Annotated in this window: 22 protein-coding genes and 8 tRNA genes; 15 read left to right on the top strand and 15 right to left on the bottom strand. The window is 51.4% G+C overall.

What is annotated here, in order from left to right; translation table 11 throughout:
- Position 1: 1 nt before the first annotated feature.
- Positions 2 to 2,857: an AAA family ATPase gene (locus tag TH5_RS08635; RefSeq protein ID WP_114121515.1), complete on the bottom strand. Its 2,856-nt coding sequence runs from the start codon at positions 2,855 to 2,857 to the stop codon at positions 2 to 4.
- A 25-nt stretch (positions 2,858 to 2,882) separates the two neighbouring features.
- Positions 2,883 to 3,821 carry a prepilin peptidase gene (locus tag TH5_RS08630; protein WP_114121514.1) on the bottom strand — a complete coding sequence of 313 codons (939 nt, stop codon included), beginning with the start codon at positions 3,819 to 3,821 and terminating at the stop codon, positions 2,883 to 2,885.
- Between the two features lie 348 nt (positions 3,822 to 4,169).
- Here TH5_RS08630 and TH5_RS08625 point away from each other — a divergent pair, with 348 nt between their 5' ends.
- On the top strand, positions 4,170 to 4,559 hold the full coding sequence (locus tag TH5_RS08625) for a hypothetical protein (RefSeq protein WP_114121513.1): 390 nt from the start codon (positions 4,170 to 4,172) through the stop codon (positions 4,557 to 4,559).
- A gap of 73 nt (positions 4,560 to 4,632) precedes the next feature.
- On the opposite strand, the gene TH5_RS08620 is transcribed toward TH5_RS08625, so the two are convergent.
- Both TH5_RS08620 and TH5_RS08615 read right to left on the bottom strand, forming a co-directional pair.
- Positions 4,633 to 5,115: an Hsp20 family protein gene (locus tag TH5_RS08620; protein WP_167443503.1), complete on the bottom strand. Its 483-nt coding sequence runs from the start codon at positions 5,113 to 5,115 to the stop codon at positions 4,633 to 4,635.
- 129 nt (positions 5,116 to 5,244) lie between these two features.
- Positions 5,245 to 6,117, bottom strand: a complete 873-nt coding sequence (locus TH5_RS08615; protein WP_167443502.1) for a DUF4349 domain-containing protein — start codon at positions 6,115 to 6,117, stop codon at positions 5,245 to 5,247.
- Between the two features lie 78 nt (positions 6,118 to 6,195).
- Here TH5_RS08615 and TH5_RS08610 point away from each other — a divergent pair, with 78 nt between their 5' ends.
- The 4 genes from TH5_RS08610 to TH5_RS08595 all read left to right on the top strand — a co-directional run bounded on the left by TH5_RS08610 (position 6,196) and on the right by TH5_RS08595 (position 10,760).
- The gene (locus tag TH5_RS08610; RefSeq protein ID WP_114121510.1) at positions 6,196 to 7,227 is read left to right on the top strand and encodes a hypothetical protein; all 1,032 of its coding nucleotides are present in this window, start codon (positions 6,196 to 6,198) and stop codon (positions 7,225 to 7,227) included.
- A gap of 269 nt (positions 7,228 to 7,496) precedes the next feature.
- Positions 7,497 to 9,422: a hypothetical protein gene (locus tag TH5_RS08605; protein ID WP_147250070.1), complete on the top strand. Its 1,926-nt coding sequence runs from the start codon at positions 7,497 to 7,499 to the stop codon at positions 9,420 to 9,422.
- Positions 9,419 to 10,021 carry a DUF488 family protein gene (locus TH5_RS08600; protein ID WP_114121508.1) on the top strand — a complete coding sequence of 201 codons (603 nt, stop codon included), beginning with the start codon at positions 9,419 to 9,421 and terminating at the stop codon, positions 10,019 to 10,021. Before TH5_RS08605 ends, TH5_RS08600 begins: the two co-directional genes overlap by 4 nt.
- A gap of 25 nt (positions 10,022 to 10,046) precedes the next feature.
- Positions 10,047 to 10,760, top strand: coding sequence for a metallophosphoesterase family protein (locus TH5_RS08595; protein ID WP_114121507.1), 714 nt, complete (start codon positions 10,047 to 10,049; stop codon positions 10,758 to 10,760).
- On the opposite strand, the gene TH5_RS08590 is transcribed toward TH5_RS08595, so the two are convergent.
- On the bottom strand, positions 10,724 to 13,123 hold the full coding sequence (locus TH5_RS08590) for a preprotein translocase subunit SecA (RefSeq protein WP_114121506.1): 2,400 nt from the start codon (positions 13,121 to 13,123) through the stop codon (positions 10,724 to 10,726). The genes TH5_RS08595 and TH5_RS08590 overlap by 37 nt on opposite strands.
- Before the next feature lie 174 nt (positions 13,124 to 13,297).
- Between TH5_RS08590 and recQ the strand changes: the two genes are divergently transcribed.
- Positions 13,298 to 15,178 (top strand): DNA helicase RecQ, encoded by a 1,881-nt coding sequence (recQ, locus tag TH5_RS08585; RefSeq protein WP_114121505.1) that lies wholly within the window; start codon positions 13,298 to 13,300, stop codon positions 15,176 to 15,178.
- Here recQ and TH5_RS08580 read toward each other — a convergent pair.
- From TH5_RS08580 to TH5_RS08560, 5 genes are all read right to left on the bottom strand, one after another.
- Positions 15,175 to 15,897 (bottom strand): hypothetical protein, encoded by a 723-nt coding sequence (locus TH5_RS08580; RefSeq protein WP_114121504.1) that lies wholly within the window; start codon positions 15,895 to 15,897, stop codon positions 15,175 to 15,177. The genes recQ and TH5_RS08580 overlap by 4 nt on opposite strands.
- A 256-nt stretch (positions 15,898 to 16,153) precedes the next feature.
- On the bottom strand, positions 16,154 to 16,474 hold the full coding sequence (locus tag TH5_RS08575; protein ID WP_114121503.1) for a cyclic-phosphate processing receiver domain-containing protein: 321 nt from the start codon (positions 16,472 to 16,474) through the stop codon (positions 16,154 to 16,156).
- 19 nt (positions 16,475 to 16,493) lie between these two features.
- Positions 16,494 to 16,570: transfer RNA gene (locus TH5_RS08570), tRNA-Asp, on the bottom strand.
- A gap of 19 nt (positions 16,571 to 16,589) precedes the next feature.
- Positions 16,590 to 16,662, bottom strand: a tRNA-Glu gene (locus TH5_RS08565).
- Between the two features lie 14 nt (positions 16,663 to 16,676).
- Positions 16,677 to 16,752 (bottom strand) — tRNA-Glu (locus TH5_RS08560).
- A 543-nt stretch (positions 16,753 to 17,295) separates the two neighbouring features.
- On the opposite strand from TH5_RS08560, the gene TH5_RS08555 reads away from it, so the two are divergent.
- The 9 genes from TH5_RS08555 (at position 17,296) to TH5_RS08515 (ending at position 21,522) form a co-directional block, all read left to right on the top strand.
- Entirely contained in the window at positions 17,296 to 18,267 is a 972-nt protein-coding gene (locus TH5_RS08555; protein ID WP_114121502.1) for a hypothetical protein, read from the top strand.
- A gap of 216 nt (positions 18,268 to 18,483) precedes the next feature.
- Positions 18,484 to 20,049, top strand: a complete 1,566-nt coding sequence (locus tag TH5_RS08550; RefSeq protein ID WP_147250069.1) for a hypothetical protein — start codon at positions 18,484 to 18,486, stop codon at positions 20,047 to 20,049.
- Positions 20,050 to 20,319: 270 nt separating this feature from the next.
- Positions 20,320 to 20,392: transfer RNA gene (locus tag TH5_RS08545), tRNA-Trp, on the top strand.
- Between the two features lie 22 nt (positions 20,393 to 20,414).
- Positions 20,415 to 20,490: transfer RNA gene (locus TH5_RS08540), tRNA-Thr, on the top strand.
- Between the two features lie 18 nt (positions 20,491 to 20,508).
- Entirely contained in the window at positions 20,509 to 20,751 is a 243-nt protein-coding gene (locus tag TH5_RS08535) for a hypothetical protein (protein ID WP_114121500.1), read from the top strand.
- A tRNA-Thr gene (locus TH5_RS08530) sits at positions 20,742 to 20,817 on the top strand. Before TH5_RS08535 ends, TH5_RS08530 begins: the two co-directional genes overlap by 10 nt.
- A gap of 26 nt (positions 20,818 to 20,843) precedes the next feature.
- Positions 20,844 to 20,917: transfer RNA gene (locus TH5_RS08525), tRNA-Cys, on the top strand.
- Between the two features lie 2 nt (positions 20,918 to 20,919).
- Positions 20,920 to 20,996: transfer RNA gene (locus tag TH5_RS08520), tRNA-Arg, on the top strand.
- Positions 20,997 to 21,021: 25 nt separating this feature from the next.
- Positions 21,022 to 21,522, top strand: coding sequence for a hypothetical protein (locus tag TH5_RS08515; RefSeq protein ID WP_114121499.1), 501 nt, complete (start codon positions 21,022 to 21,024; stop codon positions 21,520 to 21,522).
- A gap of 56 nt (positions 21,523 to 21,578) precedes the next feature.
- Here TH5_RS08515 and TH5_RS25280 read toward each other — a convergent pair whose 3' ends face one another.
- The 5 genes from TH5_RS25280 to TH5_RS08500 form a co-directional block, all read right to left on the bottom strand.
- Positions 21,579 to 21,905 (bottom strand): hypothetical protein, encoded by a 327-nt coding sequence (locus tag TH5_RS25280; RefSeq protein ID WP_147250068.1) that lies wholly within the window; start codon positions 21,903 to 21,905, stop codon positions 21,579 to 21,581.
- A gap of 32 nt (positions 21,906 to 21,937) precedes the next feature.
- Positions 21,938 to 23,461 (bottom strand): hypothetical protein, encoded by a 1,524-nt coding sequence (locus TH5_RS08510; RefSeq protein ID WP_114121498.1) that lies wholly within the window; start codon positions 23,459 to 23,461, stop codon positions 21,938 to 21,940.
- Positions 23,462 to 23,570: 109 nt separating this feature from the next.
- Positions 23,571 to 23,873, bottom strand: a complete 303-nt coding sequence (locus TH5_RS08505; RefSeq protein ID WP_114121497.1) for a hypothetical protein — start codon at positions 23,871 to 23,873, stop codon at positions 23,571 to 23,573.
- A gap of 18 nt (positions 23,874 to 23,891) precedes the next feature.
- A complete protein-coding gene (locus TH5_RS26055; protein ID WP_279627754.1) occupies positions 23,892 to 24,023 on the bottom strand; it encodes a hypothetical protein in 132 nt (43 codons plus the stop codon).
- A gap of 46 nt (positions 24,024 to 24,069) precedes the next feature.
- A complete protein-coding gene (locus TH5_RS08500) occupies positions 24,070 to 24,600 on the bottom strand; it encodes a hypothetical protein (RefSeq protein ID WP_147250067.1) in 531 nt (176 codons plus the stop codon).
- Between the last annotated feature and the right edge of the window lie 54 nt (positions 24,601 to 24,654).

Here is a 24,654-nt window from a genome sequence, read left to right as displayed (position 1 = left end):
CTCAGGGCGTGGGGCCCTGGCTTTCAACTTCATTGTCATCATTAGCCGGAGCCGGGCGCGATGCAAACCCGGCAAACGGAGAAAACATGGTTCGACGCGGTGGTAATACGGTTGACGGCTGCGGCTCCTCGACCTTTGGCGGTGGTACGTCTTGCACTGTCGGCCCGGTTGCCGCCGGTGGAGGTGTAACCGGAAGCTTCACCTTCCCTCCGAATGGCCGGAGGAGGGGAGGCTTCAATGCTGCCTTTTGAGTTTCCTCGCGCGGCTTTTCCCCTGACGGAACGGGTGAAGCGGTCGAAATAGTGCCATGGACTTCTGGCTTCAACTTCGGAGGCGCACCAAATGGCGTAAGCGGCCTCGTGACAGGTGTCGCGGGTGCAGACTGTTTAGATGCAGTCTCCCGGGCATTGTGACCTGACGCGATGTTGGATTGAGGCTGTGAAGGGCTTGTTCCAAATGGTTTACGGAATCCCAGTCCCATTCCAGGCGCTAACGGTGGAAGAGGTGCGTTCTGGTTGGCTGCTGTCGTTGTACCGTCGACCAGTTCCAAGGTGCGCTGGGCTTGCTTCGCGAGTGCTTCCCAGTTGATTTTGCGGGTCGAGTTGATGTTCAGGCTACGGATAAATGACCTGAGCAACGTCTTTCGGCTTTCATCGTTAACACGCGTGACGGCCGTTTTGAACGCCTCTTTTTGTCCAAGCACAAAAAGCCGCTTCTTTGCCCTCGTCCAGCCAGTGTAAACCTGCTTTTTGTCGAGCATCCTTGTATGTGCTTCAATGCAGCCCATGACAACCACAGGGAATTGGTTGCCTTGGCTTTTATAGATGGTACCGGCATATGCAAGAATGAGCTTGCGCCATTTGGACGTGGGGAACTCAACTTCGCGACCGTTCATCAGCCGGAGCTTGATGATATTCCGTCCGTTCTGGTTCTTTCCACTCCCAATGATAAATGCCCGGTCACCATTAATCAGGCCGAGCTTTTTATCATTCTCGGTCACCATCACCTTGTCGCCGAGCCGCGGGGCGGGCATGGTTGGGTCGTCATCTTCGCTGCGATAAAGGCCCGGTATCGGCAGCCCGTCCGGGTTCAACCTGGCTGACAGGCGTGCGTTGACTTCCCAAGAGCCGCCTGCGCCGGGTGCCTGGGGAATGAGGACTGCGACATCATCGAGCGGGTCATAGCCTTGCTCGGGAAGGATTTCGCAGACCAGTTTTTCAATTTCTCCAGCAATACGATCGGAAGCCATTTCATGGAATGAAACTCCCTTGTCGTTCTCTGGCCCGAGTGTCGGCACTTCTCCTTCCCGGATTTTTGCTGCACCAATAGCAATCCCGCTATCACCTTCCTGGCGGTAGACTTTGAGGAGTGCGACCGATGGCAACAGAGGGGTCTGATCGGCTACGGTTGCTTCCAGCAAGTCCTCCAGAACCGTCCCCGGGCCAACCGATGGAAGCTGAACAGGATCACCTACTATGAGCAGTTTACCGTCTGACGGGAGCGCCTGAAGAATTGCTGACATCAACTCAGCATCAAGCATGGACGCTTCATCGATGATAACCCGGCAGCCCCCTGGCAATGGAGACCTGGAATTTCTGCGATAAGTCGTAATATCGGTGGAAGGGTCATGAATGGCACCGAGCATGGCATGAACGGTTTGCGCCGGACGCGCGGTCGCCGCGGCCAGTCGCTGTGCCGCATCTGCGGTGGGAGCGGCCAAAAGAAGCGGGCCCCTGTCAATGGCTTCGGACAGCTCACAAACAGCTTCCATGACTGTCGATTTACCCGTACCGGGGCCACCTGTGATGATCGAAACCGGTTCCGATACGGCCATATAGATGGCAATACGCTGAACCGCGTCAAAACGTGAAAATTCAGGCCTCTTGAACAGTGGGGCTGCGTGTGCCTTTACAAATTCCGCATCATGACGCTGTCCATCGTTAACCATCTGGGCGATGCGGTTGGCGATATCAATCTCTGCATGAAACAGATGAACTGGTGCGCAAATGGCCTCTCCGCCAATGCGATAAATCGCAAAATCTTCGGCGTCGCGGTTCAGGTTGTTGAGAAGGAAACTGGTCAGAACCTGCCTATCGATCCCGGATACTTCGCCAAGGTTGGACAGCAAACAGTCAAGGTCCGCAAAGGTTGAACCTTCTGATTCCTGTTTGCGCAGAACTTCATTGACCGCTGCGACCAGACGTCGACTGTCTACCGCACTGATACCCATATGGGTGCCCAATATGTCAGCATTTGGAAACCCAACTTTCGGGATTTCCGCTGCCGCATATGGATTGGCACTAATCATGTGGTAGGTCTGTTCCTGCCAGGCCGTCAGGATGCGGTCCATAGCGCGAGACTCAACACCGGCCGCTTGCATCAGCGAAACAGCCTTCTGACCATTTACCTTGCGTCCCCACACTTGCAAAATGATGTTGCGAAACCTTTTGGGATCGGAGCACATCTCAAGCAGGATTTCAGGGTTTTCCGTGGCCTGCTTCAGGCAAGCCGCACCACGCCTATCAACGAAGAGATCCACTGCATCGCTTGAGACACCATGCCCGGCGGGAGAGAAGGCCACCTTAAGGAAGCTTTTTATGCCAGACACCGTTTGAGGGATGTCGGGTCTAATCTGCTTCCCATTGAAGATTTCTTCACTCTTCCCACGGTAATTCGAGGGTCTCCACTCACCTTCAACGACAAAAGCGTCGCCAACCGCCACTTCGCGCGCAAACCCGCCGACTTTTGTCTGCGCAATTTGACCTGTCTCGGTCTCATACTCAACGGCAAGGAAAACTCGACCGGTATCCTCATTCGTTGAGAGAACCTTGGTGATAATCCCTCTGATGGTATCCATAAATTCCCCGTTACAGCCAAGCTGTTTATTCTAGATGCTCAACACTGTCGTAACTCGGGGACTTGCAAACAACGCAATGAAGTTCGGGGTACTGAAAAGAAAAAGGCACCTGGTCTCGCAAGGGTTGCGCAGTATCTGTCGATAGAAACGCGATAATAACAAATGAAGCACAAATGGATGGACCCATAGGAACCCAATCTTTTCCTTTACCCCGCTCAACGAGACAGTGCACTATGCAGAACAGCGAGCAGAGAAACATGCCCAACACGAGGCTTCCAGGGCCAACCCAAGTCCCGTAGGCTCCAAACAGAAACACATCTCCAAACGCGACAGCATTAACCTTCTTCTGAAGCGAAATAAGCATCATTATTAGGAGTGGAACACCAACTCCTATGGCGCCACCAATAAATCGCATGATGGCATCTTGCTCGAAAGGCGAGAATAACAGGCCGATGACGGCAATGGGGATAACGATGATGTCGGGTAGCATGTATTCACGGATATCTATCCACGCCAGGAGCACTCCGGTCCAGAAGAGGAAAAGGATGGCAATCAGTTCTGGCGTCGGGCCGAGTAAGTAGGCAACAGTGCCAGAAACAAGGCTGGTTACTGCTTCTACGCATGGATACACCGGTGAAATCGGCTTCGCGCAAGAGCCACACTTTCCGCGTGAAAGAAGCCATCCAAAGACAGGAATGAGAGACCAGGCCGGGATGGTGCGCAGGCAGTGATCACATTTGGACCTTCCGCCCAGAGTGGAGGGCAAATGTCTGTTTGCCTTCACATCTGACGCGACCTCCTCAGGTATCTCCCACCCCAGCATGCCGGGAAGGCGTTGCGCTACAACCCCGAAAAAGCTCGCGATCAGAGCGGCCAACAGGGCGACGACTGAAGCCAAAAACAACGGGAACTGTTCGAATAACCACACCCAGTCGGAAAAGTATTGAGAAATCACTTCGAGCATATCGAATTTCCTGATTGAGCGGACGATGAAAGAGAGTTTGTACAAACCCAATCGGCCGGGCGGGATTGCCGGGACGCGGAAAGTGGCTAAAGGAAAATTGCAAAACAAGGCGTCTTGGTCAAGGAAAATAAAGATTACAATTGGGATTGTCCTTAAAATAGTGTCATCTCTTCAAGGTGTTGCGGGAGATTTTCCTTTATGCGTAAACAAAATACTGCAATTTTGTTGTCGACTTGCGACGGTATTTCCCTCTAAAACATAAACTCTGTGTACAAGATTCCCGGTCGCTGCTTAGGCCCTCCGGTTCCCGCCCAAACCCGCATTTGCTTGCCTACGAGGATGGATTGAATGACCGACAACGCGCATGCGCAACAGCTCGATCTCTTTTCCTATCAGCCAGTACCCCCCAAATTTGATGAAGAAGCCTACCGACAGCAGAAGGTTAAGCCCGCAGCTGACGTCCTTCCGTTCAAGCCAACCAATCCTGAATTAGAGCCGGAAAGTCCGGCTTTAACACCTGCCCCAGATTTGCAGACTTCGCCGCGCCCAGCCAGTTTCACCGGACGCTTTCAGGGCAGACGTCGCGCCAAACAAATTATCAGCATGGAGGAGCGCCTGAAAGCCGAGGCTCGGGACCGCGCAATGATTGACGAGTTTCTGTCCAAAGGTAAGGTCCAGAAACTGGAAACGCGGTGGGCAATCGGAGCCGTCAGCCTATCATCATTGCCCGATATTTAGGTCGAGTGGCCACGCGAAAAAGAGGGGGGAGCAACAATGTGCTCCCCCCTCTTTTCAGATATCTGGAAGACGATCAGTTGGTAATGTCGACGTTAACCGCCTGAGGCTTGGAGGGCTTCGTCGAGGTCAGCTTGATTGACAGAACACCATTCCGGTGCAGAACAGAATCCAGCTTCAGATCGGCAGGAATGCGGATATCATGTTTGAACCCGGTAAGTTTTTTCACAGAGCGCAAGAGCTGGAAGTCATCCATCTCGACAGCGTCGCTTCCTTTGGTGCCGGTATCGGGTTCCGACGCCGGTTCCCCGACGATGGTCACCAGTCTGTCTTCGGCTGAATGCGTAACCGAGAGCTCCTCCGTAGCGTACATGGGAACGTCAACGACAAGAAATGCTACACCGGCGTCCTTGTGATAGCGCATAACCGGCACATTCGCAGGGATGCCGTCGAAACCAAGTTCTCTGAGCGAATGAAGGAACCTGGACGCAGGGTAGTCCGGGCTAAGAACAGTGTAATTCTTGAAGGCTCTTTTGAAGCGCGTAATATTATCGTCCATTTCAATCTCTCCGATTAGAGCAGAATGAGGGAAGGTGCCCATGATTGGCGCACCGTTGCGTGCTCCTTTGTGCGGCAACACGCAACGGCAAGCATACATGTTTTCCTTTGTTCGGTAAAGGAAAACTGATTATTGTTCTTTTCTCCGCCAGAACTTGAGTGACCGAAAAGTTGGACGTTTGAAGCCCATAATACGCCAGATGAAAACGAACAGCGAAAACGGTATGAGCCATGGAACAGCAAATGCGATGAATGCGATAACGGCACCCAGGCTTGAAGCGAACTCGGACGGAACGCTCTGGAAGCTATAGATGACCGGTGCGAACCAGCGCCCTCCAGTGACCGGTGTTGCGAAAGAAATCGTCAGGAAGTCAGAAGATGTCTCAACTTTGATGCGATTAAAGCGGCCATCCAATGCTTCAATTTCATTTTGAACCCTTGAAAGCTCCTGAGCCACCTCAATTAGGTCACTGACTTTGTTAGCCCGCGACTGAATATCTATTAGACTGGTGCGCTGTGCATGCAGCATTGATTGGCGTGCAGTGATGTCAGTCACCTCTTCACGATAGTCGGTAGCAGAGGTTGTCGACGAAGTTATCGTGTTTGAGCTGGATGCGACTTCTTTTACCGTCTCAATTGCCGCGGCTGGCATGCGCATGCCAAGATGGGCATAAGGATGGTCGCCTGCCGTAAGGGAGGCCGAGATCAATCGACACCCATCGAGGGAAAAACATGCCTCGCGAGTACGAGCGTACGCCGCCGAGACATTTGAGCTCTCAACAGAGACATCATGGCGATAGGCGAGCCATTCGCTAGCCCTTTTCCGCCCTGCCGTCTCTCCCAACCTATTCAGGGCGGCCGGTGCAATGCGTCCGGCATGCTCTACCTGCATAGCGGCGCTCGGGGGAGAGGCCATGGTCGCTTGGGAATGTGGGGATTCATCCCGGCAGCCAGAGAGTAAAAGAACCGCAGCCGCGGTAAGGATAACGATATTGCGTTGCATTCTGTTTTCCTTATAATTGAATGGAATTGTTTGCATCATACAGCAAAATTATAGTTTTGCTGTATTTCCAGGTGAATTATGAGCCAGAAAGTTGCGATTGAGGTTCCATATGTTTACAACGCGACTGTCGTTAAGGCACGCTGTCGAAAGCATGTGGATATCCTTTTCCGCGATGAAGCGCCGATGCTACTCGAAGCCGTTCCCTCCGAGCAACGTCATGAGGCGTTCCGATATCAGAACTCCAAGGTAAAGCATGAAATCATCCTGTCGACTTTTGACGGGAAAGACGGCGTTTACAAAGCCCTGTTAGAACCAGACCTGAAAACGCCTCTGTCTCCGGGCAGATTGGAGTACCTGCTGTCCAAGAAAGGCGTGACATGGTGCGACAATCCATTTCCGTTTGCCGCTGCGGCTCATATGGTGAACCGCAGTGGCACAGATATCATCGACATCCGCACCCACCAATATCGCCATGAAGTCCCGATTAAAGAATGGCGATGGGATGACCGGTTGGCACGAATAGCAAATTTGCAATGGTGGCTCGATCTTGTAATTCTATGTAACGGCGTCCTTTATCGAAGGGATTTGGAGCCAGTTTGGCTGGTAAAGCTGACGTCTCCTGGCGAAGCGAAAATATCGGCAACAACATGCCCGGCCGGAGAAGACCCCTTTTTCACGTTCAAAGCCGATGCTTTGGACGAGGCGATCGATTTCGTTAAGGAACGCCTGAAATCCAGATTCAATATCGACGGGGCGCTTAAGGTGTCATCGGCCCTGGCGGTTAGGCGTAACGACCGGCAGATGGCGGCCTACCATGTTTTGAAGGTGTTCCTGTCAGACATTGAGTGCAATCCGTTGCAGGAGTTGCCGACCCATATCCTCCGTCTTTATTGCGCCCTTCGTGAGTGCAAGGAGTCTGTATTGGGCTCTGGATGGTCCGAAGAAATTTGTGACCAAATTATTCGTAATGCCCTGACACTTTCAAAGGTTCTTCAACAGAATGTTGGTTCTCCCACATGCATCAAAAAGAGTGTGCTGCAAAGGTTCTCATTGCGATGGGAACTGGAAGAAGTAGACCCGTTTCGGGGGTTATCAATTTCCTTTGATTGACGAAACCGAGAGCATGTGGTCTATGTTTTCCTTTCATTGAAGCAAAAATGGTCGTGTTTTGCATTGTTGACGGATAGGTTTTGTTGAAGATATTGTAACGCCGGGATTGAGTGATGTTGACTTTACCTAACAAGGAAGCCTTTAAAAGGTTGGCAGAGCATTTCTGCAAAAGCCCAGAGACAGCACATCTGGTAGAGAGGTCGATTACAAAATTCCGACTTCGGGCGGCAAGCATGTTTGCTGAGGCTCCGGCTCCAGGAATCAAGTCGATGGCGCGTATCTATCGGTCGGCGGTATTTCAGTTTGACGATGGGCGAGTTGGAAGTACTGACCTGTTCGTGTTGGCTGACCCACGCGCCTTTTTCACACAAGATATGGGCAAGGCCAGCTGCCAGTACTCGTTGAACAACGGTGCTCAGGTTTTCATCGAAAAGCAGCCACCGGTGATGACAAGAAGTGTGCCTACGATACTTGATTTTACCGGCGGAAGGGTGATCAACACACTCGACGACCAGATCAGAATGTTGGAGTACTATCTCAACAAGGACCTGGCTGGACATCCTGATATCGGTGATATCCTTCAGCCGATCCGGCCCGTAATCCAGGGGAAATCCGAGGAGAATTATGGGGCAGACATCTCGCCACATCGAAAGATGCGCGCGGAAGTGTCAGATGGCGTCAAAACGGTTTTGAGAAGGTTTATCGAAAGCGAAGCCAGAGAAGCGCTTGAACAGTTTCGCGCGTCCCTGAACCAGAACATTCTCGAAGCAATGAATGGCGCTGCTGCGAACGGTATTAAAAATTACAACTGGGCGGTTGGCGTTCTGCCCGATGGAAGCCTGGATGCGGAACTGGGCAGGCGGCGGCAGCAGGCTGCAAAAGCGTTTCCAATCCTCTATTCAGCGGTGGGTGCAACATACGGCCCTGTTTGCGATGCCATTGAAAATGCAGAGCCGCTAAATCCGGTGCTTCAGAATATGTTCAATATTGAAGCTTCCACACTGCGAAAGTTGAACGGATTAACTGTTGCCAACGCCGGGATGGAGACCCCTCCAAACCACATGGCAATTGTGGGCTTCACAAAAGATATCGAAATGATGCCAGATGGCCCTGCACCCCAAACTCGTGAAGGGTGGAGGTCATATCTTACTTCGGTCTCTTTGGCCAAGAAATTGGGGAGGATGCTTGTCGGAACGGAGGGGGCGACGGCTCAAGACGTTGTCGAGAAGTTCCTGCAATCCGGTAGAGGCAGATGGGAAGATATGTCTCCGGATGCGCTAGAGGTCGCAAACGAGGGCTTCAGGGATATGTTCCTGGACCTTTATGAGAACCTTCTAAAACCGGCGGCCGAATTCTATCGCTCCAAGCATAACGGCTCGGCTTATGCTCCCAACTATACCATATCTGAAGCTCTGCAATGTCTGTTGGAGGGATGGAATATCGAGCAGGTAGCGGAAGCTTGCACATACTGGGATGCAAAGCAGGCGGAAATGCAACATGCCCTCTCTTTGGCTTACCCGGGCTCAGATGCGAGCAGGGAAAGAAAGGCGAGAGACAGTTGGCCGCCGTTGCACCAATCGGAATGGCGCTCCAAAACGGGCCTTCTTGTCGTTCATCTGACTAACCAAGACATGCTCGACGATGAACGCAAGCAGTTGAAGCACTGTATCAACCAGTATGCCAAGAAGGCTTTGTACGAAGGTTCACATCTGGTTTCCATCCGGACGCCCGCGGGGACGTCATTGGGAACGGCTGAAATCATTCAGGAAAGATTGATCCCGCTCGTTAAATCGCAGGATGACGAAACAAACAATGAGCTTTTCTCATTGCCGCCATCTGTCCACCAATTCCGCGGTATGAAAAACGCAAAGCCCCCAAGCGAAGCATGGGCCGCGCTTTGGGAATATATGACGGCAATCTACACAGGAAGTCTGAAAATCGAAACAGACTATCTGGAGAGCGCCCTGAATGATCGGCGTATCGGGGTCGCTTCGGAACATCATGCTGGTGCCTGCTATGACAGCCAAAACCCGAAAGCCGTAGACTTTGCCTTCGAGCAGTTTGCTCCTATTCTGCCGAAGCGCGTCAGGAAGAAGGGCTTCAAGGCACTGTTTGGAGACAGGTTCGAGAATGAAGTTTACGCAGCCTTGCATGAACCTCAGGAACCTCTGCGGGCTCCCGAGATGGGGGCATGATGGAGCGAGCGGAGATCTTTACGATCGGGCACTCAACGATGGAAATGACGACATTCATTGACCGTCTGAGGAGCCACGACATCTCAGATTTGGTGGATGTCCGATCATCTCCATACTCCAGATACTGTTCACAGTTCGACAGACAACATATTCGAACTAGCGTCTATCGGGCTAAAATGCGTTACACGTATCTCGGCCAAGCTTTGGGCGGCAGGCCAAAGGCAGCTCATTGCTACAATGGGCATGTCGCCGACTATGAAATCATGGCAAAGGAAAGCAGCTTCACCGACGGCATCAAACACCTGCTAGCGGGCGCAATGCGCGGGCACAAGATATGCCTGATGTGTTCCGAAAGCAGCCCGTGTGATTGCCACCGGTGCCTGCTCGTTGGACGGGCCCTATCGTCGCAAAGTGTGGTCGTTAAGCATATTATGGGTGACAACAAGATAGCGAACCAATCTGACATCGAGGAATTATTGCTTCAAAAGTCATCAATGACCGAACCTGATTTGTTCGCATCACGTGATGAGCAGTTGAGCACTGCCTATCGAAAGCATAGCATGCAGGTTGCCTATTCTTTGAAGCTTATGACATCATGAATTTGACTACGACCGAGAGCATTTGATGACAATCTTGTTTTATGGCGATCCGCACAAAAAATTCTCCCATTTGAAGGATGCGGTGGCGAAGCAGAAGCCTGAGCATGTTGTCATTTTGGGCGACCTCGAGCTTGAGCGTTCCATCAGGGAAGAACTGGCCTCTTTCTTCGAGAGCGGGATTGGTGTCTGGTATATTCTGGGGAACCACGACACCACGACAGGCGAACAGCTTGACTGGCTGCTGGAGGATTATCCAGAAGGGAACCTCGGCACGAGAACGGTCACTATTTCAAGTGATGGTACGAAGCTGACGCTCGGTGGGCTTGGCGGGGTCTATCGGGGTAAAGTCTGGTTCCCTAGATCTGAGGAGCCGCCAAAGTTTCACACCCGTGCAGAATACCTTGAGAAGCTCGCGCATCATGCGCGATGGCGCAAAGGGCTGCCTTTGCGGCAAAGGGATACGATATTCCCTGAGGATCATCAAATTCTCAGCGCCATGCGATGTGATATCCTGGTTACTCATGAAGCGCCGTCATCTCATGTCAACGGAACTGTTGAATTGGATCAGTTGGCTGCCGACATGCATGCCCGCCTGCTGGTTCATGGACATATGCACGACAGCTATGTAGGAATGACCTCTACCGGTATACCGGTCAGAGGCTTGGATGGGTGCGAACTCCTCTCGGTTAACGCGGCCGAGTTTCAGAAGCTCGCATCCTGTTCCAACGCATCAACGTAGCGAAATCTGGATAGCTGAGACAAGGCATCCATATAGGCGCGCGGAAACAGCTTCATAAACTGCTCGGCACCTTCCACATGCCATTCGGCCAAGGGGTCACGTTGTCCGTAGGCTCTCAGCCCTACCGCATCCTTGATATGGTCCATGACCGCCAGATGCGTTTGCCAAGAGGCATCCAAGGCTTTGAGTATCGCTTGCTTGACGAAGGCCGCAACGACATCCGGAGGCGTGTCAGACCACAGGTCTACGAACTTTTCCAGTACCTGGCTTGTCAAAAGCGCTGAAAGCTTGGAAATGCTGGTGACTTCCGTAACACCCGACATGTCACGTTCTGCAAGACCGAAATGCATGCAAACATGAGCCTTAAGCCCATAGATATCCCAGTAAAGAGGCATCTCTGGAGGGCGGGCATAGCGATCAACCATCCTATCTACCGTCGCTTCCAGGATTTCACGCGTCTCCGCGAATATGTTGTCCGAGCGCAGAAATTCGTTTCTCGTCTGGTAGAAGGCAAGTCGCTGGGCATTCAAGACGCTGTCAAACTTTAACATTATCCGACGGGCGTCATACTGCCTGTCGGACTGGTATTTTTGCCAGTTGCGAAGATGTTTCAATGCCCGCTCGCGCCGAACGACCTGACCAAACCGATCCGACTTGAATGGGGGAATCGTGCTTCCGGCACCATCTTCACAATCTTCCAGAGACAGGAGGAAAATTGTTGTTCCCGGGTCACCTTGTCGACCAGAACGACCTCGCAACTGGTCTTCTACGCGCTTGCTATCGAACAGCGCCGCACCAATAACCAGAAGCCCTCCTGCCGCGACAACAGCACGCCTGGAGTGTTGGGTCACCGGCAGACCAAATCTATTGGCGCATTCTGATTGTTCACCCCCTAAAAGAATATCAGTCCCTCTCCCGGCCATGCTCGTGGCTATCGTAACTGCTCCAGGTCGTCCGGCATTCGCAATAATCTCTGCTTCGCGTGCATGGTGTCTTGCGTTCAGAACCGAGTGAACAATTCCTTCAGCCGACAGCAGAGCTGACAGCCTTTCCGAATCTGCGACAGATTTGGTTCCGACCAAAACCGGGCGCTGAATCTTATGCGCCTCGCGCACCAAACTAACGACAGCCTTATCACGGCTTCGGCAGGAGCGGTAAACCCGGTCTGGTAGGTCCACCCGGTTGACTGCCTTATGCGGTGGTATGGAAATCACCCTCAGGCCGTAAATTTCCGCCAGTTCATGGCGTTCCTGGGCGGCCGTGCCCGTCATGCCAGATAGCCTTGGATACATGCGGAAGAAATGCTGATAGGTAATCGATGCAAGCACAGTATTCTCTGGCTGCACCGGAGAACATTCTTTTGCTTCGAGGGCCTGATGCAGTCCCTCAGAAAATCGTCTGCCGTGCATCCCTCGACCCGTGTTCCTGTCGACTATAACAACTTCGTCGTCGACCACCAGGTAGTCGCTGTCCTTTTCAAACAAAAAGTGTGCCTTGAGGGCTTGGTGAATGAAGGGAACTAAATGAAGGTTCACCTCATCATACAAATGAGTGCCCGGTCCCATCGCTCGGGAGTTCAGCAATAACTGCTCAACACGCGACAGACCGGCATCAGTTAACTGTACGGAATGTACTTTCCGGTCAAATAGCACATCCGCCGGTTCAATTTGAGAAACGATTTTGTCCGCCAACAATACCGCTGACGACCAGTCTTCACCCACACCGGATATCACAAGCGGGGTGCGCGCCTCGTCGATCAGGATGGCGTCCACTTCATCAACAATGGCAAACTGAAAAGGCTGTTGAACGATGTTTTCTTCCACAACTTGCATATTGTCGCGCAAGTAATCAAATCCGAGCTCACTGTTTGTGGCATAGGTGACCCTGCAACGATAAGCTTCTCTGCGCTGATCCGCGGTGGAGCGATTAATCACGCATCCTACGGAGATCGATAGCAACTCGAAAACCTGGCGCATTTGCTCGAAATCGCGGGCAGCCAGGTAGTCATTGACCGTCACAATATGGATGGAACTGTGCCTCAGCGTGTTGATGCATGCTGCGAGCACAGCAACAACGGTCTTGCCTTCGCCAGTTTGCATTTCTGCTACGGCTCCATCTCCAAGAATGAAAGCGCCGACGACCTGACACTCCCTGACTTTGAAACCGAGCACTCGCCTGATAGCGTCCACAGCATATGCCGCAGCCACATTTTTATCGCCGCTGTAGTCACGCTCTCCTTGGAAAAAGTCGCGGGCAGCCGCTCTAAAGTGACTCTCACTTAGCTCAGATAGGTCTGCTTGTTCAGCTCGCACCTGCAAGATGCGTTCATGCATATGTGCGGAAGAGGGCTTTAGCCGGGTCATCAAGAGGCGATGCCTTCCAGGATCAGGAGTGACGGTTCATGAAGGAAAAGTTATAGCAAAACCATTCAATCTTAAAGCAGAATATCAACAATTTTTATGGTTGTTCTTGACTGTTTGCGTCGCTCGCTCTAGTTTTCCTTTGGCTTCATCCCAGAGTTATGGTTCGTCACATCCATGAAAAATAATCCCGAGCAAGTTCTCAGGTCTGTCTTCAAGCTTGATAGCTTCAGAGGGCTCCAGAAGGCGGCTATTGAACATGTCATCCGGGGAAATGATGCGGTTGTGCTGATGCCGACCGGCGGCGGAAAGTCACTCTGCTATCAGATACCCGGGCTCATCCGTGATGGTATCGCGATAGTGGTTTCCCCCTTGATATCCCTCATGCAGGATCAGGTTGCGGAACTGGCGAAACTTGGAATTAGAGCTGCGCAATTGAACTCGTCCGTTCCTCCCGATGAAGCGCTTATCATTGAAAAACGCGTGAGAGGTAAGCAGCTTGACCTGCTATATGTTGCCCCTGAGAGATTTGCACTCACAAGATTCCAGAAGTTGATTGAGCAGTCAAAGATTGCTCTTATCGCAATTGATGAAGCGCACTGCATTAGCCAGTGGGGACACGACTTTCGGCCGGAGTATCTCCGCATCGGTGAAACCCGTGCTGAGTTCCCGAATATTCCGATGATTGCACTCACGGCAACAGCTGACCCCACAACACTCAAAGAAATCCAGAGGCGTCTCAAGCTGGAAGAGGCGGCAGTATTCCAAACCAGCTTTGACCGGCCCAATTTGACAATTGTAATCGAGCAGAAGACAACCCCGAAGAAGCAACTCGTTAGTTTTCTAGAGATGCGAAGAGGGCAGAGTGGCATTGTCTACTGCAATAGTCGGCGCAAGGTCGACGATACGTGTGCATTTCTCCGGCTAAAAGGGTTCGATGCTGTTTCGTATCACGCAGGCATGACAGCGGAAGAAAAGCAAACTAATCAGCGATACTTTGCTCAAATGGATGCAGTCATTATGGTGGCTACGGTTGCGTTTGGGATGGGTGTCAACAAAAGAGACGTGAGGTTTGTAGCTCACACGGATTTGCCTCAAAGCCTTGAAGCCTACTACCAGGAGATCGGCCGGGCAGGGCGAGATGGAAAGCCAGCGACCGCTTGGATGAATTACGGCGCCGCCGATATATCTCAGCGACGATATCTAATCAACGAGAGCACAAGTACCGAAACAAACAGGCATCTGGCACACCATCGGTTACAAACCCTCATCGGAATGATAGAGAGTCCGCGATGCCGTCGTGAAGTTCTTCTACGGCATTTCGGTGAGGCGCACCCAGGCAATTGCGGGAAATGTGATCGCTGCTTGCAACCGGCTGAAACCTTTGACGGATCGGTCCAGGCTCAGAAGGTTCTATCAGCCGTCTATCGTACTCAGGAGACCATTTCGGCTCACTATGCCACCCTTATACTGACCGGGGAGCGGACGCCAATTGTTGAACGGAATGGTCACCATAGACTTCCAACGTTCGGAGTTGGCAAGAACAACACCAAAGAATACTGGATGCATATCATCCGTCAGCTCATTGCCGCGGGTGCCTTAGCATCACCGCCGACGCGTGACACCCGGCTTCTTTTGACACCGCGCGGCAACAGTATTCTCAGGGGAAAAGAAGCCATTAAGCTCGTTCACCCTCCGGCCGAGAAAAAAACTAAAACACGAAGCACGCACGCAAAAAGCACTAGGCATTCACTCTCACATGAGCTGCCCAGCGATGTGCACCAACTCTATCGTGCACTAAGTGCTGCACGAGAGGAGATAGTTGAAAATAAGTTCTCCGGTGCCACAATTCCGGAACGGGTGTTGCTTGCGATGGTTTCCGTTCTGCCCGAAACCGAAGAAGACATCAGTCAGTTGCTTAAAAAACATAAATGCGACTTGAATCTGGACGATAAAAGTCGCCTCCTCGGAGTCATCGAAGAGCACCTACGGCATCGTAGAACAACGTCGCCTGATCGGTTTGATGTGTCGTTCTGTCGCCCCCCAAAAACAGCCTAAACCGAATAGGCTACAGCTACCCTTGAATAGGCCCCAAGCACATTACGGTGTGATGTAGATTCAACTCGAGTGTCAATATGGTTGAGCCAGAACTTTCCATCGGAAGGATCAAACTTCAGGAAGGCTACTTTCTGACCATTACAGAAGACGTCATAGCCATTGGCACCGTCCGATGACACGGCGAACTCGAAGGAAACACCCTGGAAGTCATGTTTGGCTTGCCAGCCCTCGGGCAACACTGCGGCATTTTTAGAGGCCGCTTTCTTCGGAGGAGTTGCCTTATTGGCGGAACTTGCACTCTTCTTCGGCGGGCTTGGCTGTTTAGCTGACGCTGCCTGCTTTTTCGGGGCGACTGCTTTCGCAGCCGGTGCCGAGGCTACTTCCTCGTCCTGGTCCGGAATGACGGTGCCGCCTTTGCCATCAGGCACGAAGGTAGAGCTTTCTTCTGGGTGGCCACCAAAAAGTACTCCCAGAACGCGCTTAACCTCTCCAAATGCGCCGATGGCAACTTTGACTTCTTTCCCGGTGGTCGTATCAATCAGATTAACCAACTCTGCAACGAGATCTGACCGTACTTGAAAGCGCGGTGGAAGAGAATACATCGTTCGAACGTAAGCTTCTTCTTCGCCAGCAGCATCAAGGACAGCTTCACTGGTTTTCTTTACGTTCTGCGTGCGAGGCGTATTCTTTTTTCCACTTTGCGCCGGAGCTTTTGCCATGTCTGTTCCCTTTCTACCAACTGCACCAAAAGACAGCGCATCCCTAAGATGGCGGACGATACCTTATTACACCATTGAAATCAAACAGTTATATGTGGTGTGAATAAGGGGTTATTGATAAATAATCCTTTGTGTTCTTGGCACCCAAAGATTGATTCTTGATCCTTTTCAATGGATTAAGAACCATCAGTGATCCGATTTTCGAACATTTCGGAAACGAGTAACTATACGAAGGGCTATATCTTGACGCAAGTGGTTAATCAGTGAAATCTGATTGACGGTCGCAGAGGTAGCGATTGAGAGTCCCTTCAATGTAAGGCCCCCTGACGCAATTTTGCGAATGCACGGAGAACGTGAAATCTTCGGGCAGGCGCCTTAGGTCAAGGTCGTATTCGACCAGCCAGCGTGCGAACTCCCACCCCTCACGCTTCCCGGGCCCCAAATCATTGTCAAAGCTTACATGTCGCGGTGCGCCATTTTCTCGCACATAGGCAATAGCGGCTTCAACAGACCTGACAATAATGGCCTTGTCATCAACGGGAAATCTCTCGTCGTCAATGAAAAGTGAGTAAGTCATCGCACATAAGCCCAGGGAATGGCGGTGATGACGGGACTCGAACCCGCGACCTTCGACGTGACAAGCCGATGCTCTAACCAACTGAGCTACACCACCAATTTTCGCATCAGCTTAGTGAGGCCAACGAGATTTGAACTCGTGTTCTCGGAGTGAAAGTCCGAGGTCCTGGACCGCTAGACGATGGCCTCACTAAGCTGATGTATGGAGCCCCGTAGCGGATTCGAACCGCTGTCTCCACCGTGAGAAGGTGGTGACCTAAGCCTCTAGTCGAACGGGGCGTCGTTTTCTGACTTTGTTATAAGGCGGAACAAAAGAATAAGTCAATAGTAAAAATGAAAATATCCAAATAAAAAGTGCAACTCCTTAAGTAAAGACAAAGTAAAACACGTGAGTAATCATTCACTCACTACTAAGTGAATGCTGGGTAATTATTTTGCTGAGTTACGTATTCTTCTTTTGTTTCTTCGTCGTCTGGCATTGGCCAATCCTTTCAGGCATAAAAAAAGTCGCCACATGTGGCGACACTTGAACAATCCGACTTGTCATCAGTCACCACAAAAGCTGCGGTGACCCATGGGCTATCACCGCGAGGACATATCTTCCTCGCGTTCATCTCGGCCGTTAAGGCAAATGTTGACAAAGATGCCGTTCATGACGGTGCCTTTCGAGTTGCAATAGATGAACTTTACACGAGAGCCAGGCGCTTGACAAGTAACGACCTGTCAACATTTTCTCGATAGTTGGTTGCAATCTGCCCCTTTAATGTTGCTCTTGAACAAAATTAGAGTTCGTCTCATCTGATTTTCCTCACGAGGGCGCATATGAACATTCCTCTTCCAGTATTGGGTATTAGGATTTTAATGAACAGGCTGGGGGTCTATAGGGGCCTTCCAAACGCAGTTCTAGTCTCCAAGGCTTGCGGATTTCATGCAAGTGCAACGGGTCCATTTCTTATTGAGAAAGGATTGCGAAGTTTGGGGTTCTCTTACGGCCGTGAGGATAACTGGTCATTGAATGATCTGGTTATGTTTGTGAGGGAAGAAGGTGAGGCATACGTCCAGCTCCCTTTGTCTAGTGAAGCTGAGCACTGGGTATGGGTTCGCGGTTTCAACGAGGCATCGCAAACATTCGATGTCTATTGCCCGCTATCAGGGCAGCGAGAAATGGATGCGCTGGATTTCGCGCCAGATGTCCTTGGTCCGGAATACCCCCCGGTTTTCACAATTCAGACATTGGATGAATGGCACCCTGGGCTCCGTAATGAGAAGAGAATTGCTGGACTTATCCGAGGCTGGAAGCCAGTAAGCGACATTTCCTTCGAGGAGTTTACGCGAGGTGCTTCAGTCATTCGTGACGAAGATCTGACTGATAGCCTAAGACGACTCATAGCAGATGCCGCCGTCGAAATTCGCGATTGGAGCGAAGGCGATTGCGGCCAAGAGTTGCTCACGCAGTTCAAATCCGATTACCGTTTCTTTTCCATCCCATCTGTTGCAAGGGGTGGCCTAAGTCATATGTATGTCCGTGAAAAATCAACAGGTGATGTGGTCGGTGGAATTGCCGGTGGAAACACGTGGGTTGATGAAAAGCATCGTTGCAAAGGCATCGCCTCTGAGATGATCCTAGCAGCGTGGAACGATGTTGGGTTTCAGTATCTAATGCCCGGGTCATTTTCAGAGTCCGGTTATGCTGCTCGACAAAAGGCATACAAGTTGGCTCTCGAGCGCCATGCCATACTGACACAAGATGAACAGATACCACCAACGCGTTCCTTGGCACCTCTCGGTGTATAAAGTAAGTTGTTTTGTTGAAGGTGTTCCTTATCAGCGTTCAGACTGAACGCATTGACGTCCCGGCATCGAGCAGCTAAATTACCCGGCGAACCGAGCATTGCCCCATTCAGTTGGGAATATGCCTCCACAATTACGTCAGATCACATCAACGAGAAGGCTATCCCTTCTCGTTGATGTGATCTGAGACCAACACTAACAACGTGTGAGCCAAGCAACATGCCAAGCAGTGTTTCCACACACCGCGCGCCGAAGAAAGTCAAAGCCTGGGAATTTTCATGGCCCGACGCCGAGTTACCGGAAGAGAGCAAGCCATCTCCGACTTCCGAACCGGTAAAGGAAGCTGACCATAGTAGCGCACCGGGTGACCGGATACGGCAGCCTTCTGCGACATCTCCGACGACAAAGAAAAAAGCTACTGTGAGTGGCCGAGAGGCGTCTAAATCAGCCAAGTCGCCTTCCGATACGAGCCATATTCTGTCCGCTACCGATATTCTGCGGCAGTTGCATGACCAAGATGACAATGCAGGCAAAAGCGAACCAGCCCAAGAACTTGAGAGCACGGAACCTCAAGAAGCCAAGGCTCCTATAAGTGAGCGCTCACGTAAGGCTTCTCTGACATCTCCGACAACAAAGAAAAAAGCAACATCGAGCCGCCGAAGCGCCCCTCAGGTTAAGCAAGAAGCAGCCAAAACGAAGCGTATTCTGTCTGCGGCTGAAGTCCTAGAGCAGTTACGCAATCCTGATGAAACAGCCTCGACTGGCACAGACGCGCCGAAAACCGCGGCACAAATGTCACTGAACATTTCGGAACCATCAGGCGAGGGCGCAAGCGAAACTCAATCGACGAAAAAGCGCACCAAAAAGGCTTCAGGCGCTCCAAAGACTGCGACGAACAAGTCGGCTGATGAAATCAGTCCCGAAGAGGCGGAACTGACTGAGACTGACAGAAAGCTGATTGCGAAGAAAAATCGCCTTCAGAAAAAGCAGGAGCAGGAACAGGAACGCGAGCGGGCTCTTTTGCAGGCGCAGAAAGAACGTAATGTGGCGTTCTGGACAGCAGCAAACAAGGCGAACAGTACCGAACCAGCTCAAGCTGAAACAAAAGATGACACAGCCCCTGCGCAGGCAACAGAGACATCGGATAACAACAAAAAGCCTTCCCAGGAAGAACGTCAGGGACCATCCATCGTTGCATCGCCAAAGGAAGGCATTGAAGGTGAGGCGGTTAAAGGCCTGCGCCGGGAACGGCTGGAAGTCGCCAATCCAAAAAGTGGCCGAGCGCGGAGCGTTGAAGTTGTCCGCCTTGGCAAGATGACACCGCGCCGAGAAGCCCGACCGGTTCTAAGTCTGTCCAAGAACAGAGATGCAAGAAAAGCTGAAGAACAAACCGGGTCGGATGCTGAAGCAAAGGCACCGGAGATTGCCACCCCTCCCGCAGAGCCAATTTCTGTGGAACCAGTATCTGCCTCCGCAAATGGCGAACAACAGACGACAGATGTACCTGCGAAGGCTTCCAGTACGGCCCCGATAGCCGAGCCAGCAATTGCCAAGGATAATAGCGATGTCATCCATGGTGATAAGCGCGCGGAAACAGTGCTCTCCAGTCATGCCGATATTCGCATTGTTCGTGCCGCCCTGGACGTTGCAGATAAGCTCAAAGAAATAGACAACCTGGAAAACCCGGGCGAAACTATGCAGGGATGTTTGCATCAGGTTCGTCGGGCAATTTCTGCCATTGAGATCGAACTGTCGGGCAAAGGAATTCGGATGCCTGCGAAGTAGGAAAACTCGATAGGGGGATTTTTCTTTTCTTTTGTGATTGACAATGAAGGAAAAGTCCCCCTATTATCGGCTTATCGAAAAGAGAAATTTAGGAATACGGCGTGATGCTTGTCAGGAACAGAACATGTGGCACAAGGACGACTTGCTGGAGAAGCAAGGCTGCGTTGGTGCGCGTGAACAAAACCTGACAGTAAGGTCTTAGTTCCCGAGTTCTCAGCGAAGCCCAAACCCTGGAGCTTCGTTTTTTTATGTCTAAAGTGTGTGTTTTGCAGGAGTGTAGCTCAGCTGGTAGAGCGCCGGTCTCCAAAACCGAAGGTCGTGGGTTCGATCCCCTCCGCTCCTGCAAAACACATGCTTCAACTGATGCCGGTGTAGCTCAGATGGTAGAGCACCCGCTTCGTAAGCGGATGGTCGGGGGTTCAAATCCCTCCACCGGCACCATTGGGAAGATAGGTGTGAATGAACTTTTCGACCGCTCAGATTGAGACTATGGCGGAAGCCATTTATATCCAGCGGTCTTCGCGGGCTGGACGCGAGTGTGCGGGATGGGCGAAAAGGCTGAAACAGGATAGGGATGACACCCGAGAAGAAGTGATGGCTGCTGTTTTGTCTATTGGCTGCACAATTGAAGGCAAAGCAAGCATGCTGGACGTTTTAAAGACTACGTTTGATTGCGAACGTGCCGAGAATATGCCGGAATAGCTCAGCTGGTAGAGCAACTGATTTGTAATCAGAAGGTCGGGGGTTCAAGTCCCTCTTCCGGCACCAATACCGAGCCAAGGCTCAATGAATATGGCGCGATGTCAGAGTGGTTATGTAGTGGACTGCAAATCTTCTTACCCGGGTTCGATTCCCGGTCGTGCCTCCAACGGCCCCTTAGCTCAACTGGATAGAGCAACGGACTTCTAATCCGTAGGTTGCTGGTTCGAATCCAGCAGGGGTCGCCATATTTCAGAAATCAGGGTGACAGTCATGAACGGCGACATCAGACAGGAAGCATTAAAAATCCTAGATGAGTTAAAGCCTGTCATCGAACTGAATTTTTACGCGAACGGGGGGTGGAACCCTGACGAACTCAAGAGCGTTAGAACCACCTTGAGCAAATTGGCGAGCGACCTCTTAGAGCCAACGCCTCTCAATCCTGGATATAGAAATAGTCGTAATCTTCTCAGTGAGCTGCTGTACTGTGGCTGGAACGATAGCGAAGCGTACGCCAAGATTTTTGAAAACTTGCCGCAGGGAAAGCGTTGGCACCACGACGCCTATAATATCCGGACCGAAAGGGGGCTCTGGCATCTATATAGTGTGTACCATTCCCTTGGGGACGATCATTCGTATGGAATGACTATTGATACCGCTTCGGGCCTTCCCCAGTTGATGTATACTGATTCCATTCTCACTGACATCGACGAAATCTACTTCCCTCTCATGGAATATCGACTTGGGAATGTTCCAGTGCCCCGCAATCCGTAATCCGTCACTCCAGGCGAAACCCTGCTTGCTGCCAAGTAGCCCTTGTTGAGGTATGCTTAATCGCAATCTGTTTCGCAATTGGAAGACGTCTCGACTTCCAAGCCCATAGCCTGGGCAATAACTACCATTTCCGAGATGACCCTGTCTTTGTATGTCTGACCACGTTTAGCCCAAGGCACTACGTTGCGACCGCGTTTACGGAACCCGTATGAGGCTTCCGCCATATGAACGAGCTGTTCGTGGCTCACCCGACACCCAACAGGGTATGAATCAAGCCGCTCATGCGCAATGTGCTCGGCCGCACCTTGACTGATCGTCCTTTCAAGCCAGCTATCTGAAGGAAGCCCAGACGGCGCTGGCACAATTGCAAACTTCTGCTGCATTGAGCTGTCTCCTGCGGCTAGTTGCGCTTAGTTTACGGGCAAAGAGAGGGAGCCGGTTCTTGAGCATCTTGAGAGGGCTTGTAAGTACCGGGCAGTGGAATCGTGCATGCACCTTCATCGATGACAAGTGGTTTACCACCAAGAGCTTCATTCAGTTTGGTTTTGCCACCACCAGAACTTAGGAAAGTCAGAACTTCGCCAAAGCTATAAAAAGAACCATAGTCCAGCGCCTCAATATCAATCTTTCCAACTTTAACCTGTGAGAGCATTGATGTTGGTAAAACTGCCGCATCAACGCGATGTTCAGACACCTGCCTCAAAAGAATGAATTCATCCCCTCCATGCGGCACAACTGCAATTGTGTCCGTATCGATCATGTCACACGAGGCGTACGTGCAAGCACTTTCAATTCCATGACGGTCCCGAACGGAGTCGAGATAGCTACTCAGTCTATACCAAGACAGCAGATACTTGTGCCCATGTGTTCTCATGAGGACACTGTGCTTCCTGAAGAAGTCGTGCATTTGTTCAATTTCAGTGGCAACATCTGGGTCATTCGGGTCAAATTTCGCCAAACGATGGGAAGCTCTGTAATTGGCCCGAACTTCCTCGGTCGCCTCATGATGTCCCCACTGAGGAGACGTGGGTTCACACTTCCTTCTTAGGCGACCAGCTTCGTATTTCTTTAGAATGCCAACTTTCTTCAGCGTCGCAACAAAGCCAACAGCGTGAAAATGTCGATGGTAATCGGTCAGCACCTGGATGGCACGACTTCTGAGTTCGTCGACATCCAGGTGCGCCCCCGGGGTATTGACACGGCGCGTTGTACCGTCGAGGTAGCAGCGGGTCATCTCCTCCGCACGCTTTAGGAAGTCATACGTAAGAATCTCCGATTGACTGCGGAGCTCTTGTTCGACCGCTGCAACGGCATCATTCATGAAGGTGGCTGCTGGCTTGAGATACTTGTTGATTTCAAGATTGAACAGCTCCCCAGTGCCAGCTCTCAGGCGCTCAGACAGGTCGAGGGCGTGACTGGCACCGACTTTTGCCAAATCATGAAGCGCGCTCTCTTCGCACAGCTTCTCATTCTTAAAGGGCCTGAAGAATTCGGTTGCCTCGGTGAGCACCGCGATTGCGTCACGCAGTCGCTTTACACGGTCACCATCGAGAGGCCTCTTCATTATTGCTTCAAAAGCAGCCTGCGATTCATTGGAAGCCCAATCGATAATTTTCTGGCAAAAAGCAGGTATGTCCCCTTCCGCCTCAAAAGAGAATTGGTAAAGGGGATGAAGTAGCACCCTGTGCTGCATTTTCTTTTGCGTCACTGTAAATAGCTGATAGAGCTGCGGTGCCCCGATTGCTATTTGTTCGTCCGACGCCTCTTTTAGCTGTTCTGCAAGCTCAAGCAGGTCTTTTCCTTCATTGAGGTTCCAATCATGTGCCGCTAGCGTGTGAAAAACAGTCCCTTGCAATGATCCGTCCAGCGCGAGCCTTCCATAAACGACATCGTTGTCCCCGTCAAAGTTGGTGTCAATATTCTCAAAATCTTCAACCATGATTTGGCGCTTCCGTCGTTAGGGTGATGAATTCTCATAGGCTATTCCGCCGGAAGGAAAGCGACTAAGGAAAACACGGGTTTCAGGTGCTTGGTGGGTGCGAGAGCACTCAATCTTTGCAGTACTTCAGGAAATGATGAAAGTCGTCAAAGCAGTCGCCAACATCTAAATACCTCAGATATCGTTGCTGCGACCTGCTCAGCTTCCTCACGGACCCCATTCCAAGATACTTGACCTCTGAAGTCGGATGGCAGCTGGCGATAACCCCAGGCTTGTCGCTATCGAAGTTGACACCAATATGGTGTCCTCGATCGGCAGCGATTACACCGGGTTTCCCGTAGACTTCAACGCGACGCCCGAGGCATGCTGGCACATCATAGTATTCGCGGACATAAGTGAAATCATCTGGCATGTGAACCGTCCTCCAATATCACCGGAAGAACAGGGAAGGGGCATCGTTCTTTGCCGGAACCCAGTTGGCAGGAACTGCCCACCCCGTTTCATCAAGGATGATTGGTTTATCGCCAAATCCGATGTCGATGTCGGTCAGAAATTGTTTCATGTGTCTACCTTTGCCCATCATTAAACGATCGGAGCGCTCTTGGACTTTATTGGTCCACTCCGCTCTTGACCGCCCGGTGTACACACAAGTATTCGAAAGGCTCTTTGGAGGAGCGAGAAAGACACGATGCTGCTCTCGGGCCCTCGTCCGACATCCATACGATGTTTGTGAGTTCATCAAGCCCGGCGGTTAGCCCCGTTCCAACATCTATACAGTCTTGATATGTTGACGTCGGAACGACAAACGGCAATCCGGTTCGAAAGCCGCCGTCTTTCCTTTCCGTAATAAGGATAATACAGCTGCGCTCGCGGCGAGCATCACTGCCTGTGAATGCCTGCACCAAGCTTTCAACGGTATCCAGGGAGGAGTCAGGCTTGGGTTTGACTTTTACGACCTCTGGATGCGGTGGAGCATTCTTCTTTGGCTCTAGCCGCTTTTCTCGAGGCACCACCTGAATCGTAACAGATTCTGAAACGTCACCATCCGCAACTTCTGCTTCTGCATGCAACGAGATCATTGAAAAACAGACAAGGGCAATTGCCACGACAACAAAGCCGCACAAGCGACGATAGCTCATATGGAAATCTCTTTCCTTGTTGTGCGCAAGAAATGTGCTTGCGCAATGTGTGTG

This window comes from Thalassospira xianhensis MCCC 1A02616 (assembly GCF_003326475.1).
GTDB lineage: Bacteria > Pseudomonadota > Alphaproteobacteria > Rhodospirillales > Thalassospiraceae > Thalassospira > Thalassospira xianhensis.
Note: the sequence above shows the minus strand (reverse complement) of the source record. Positions and strands in the feature narration are given on the sequence as shown.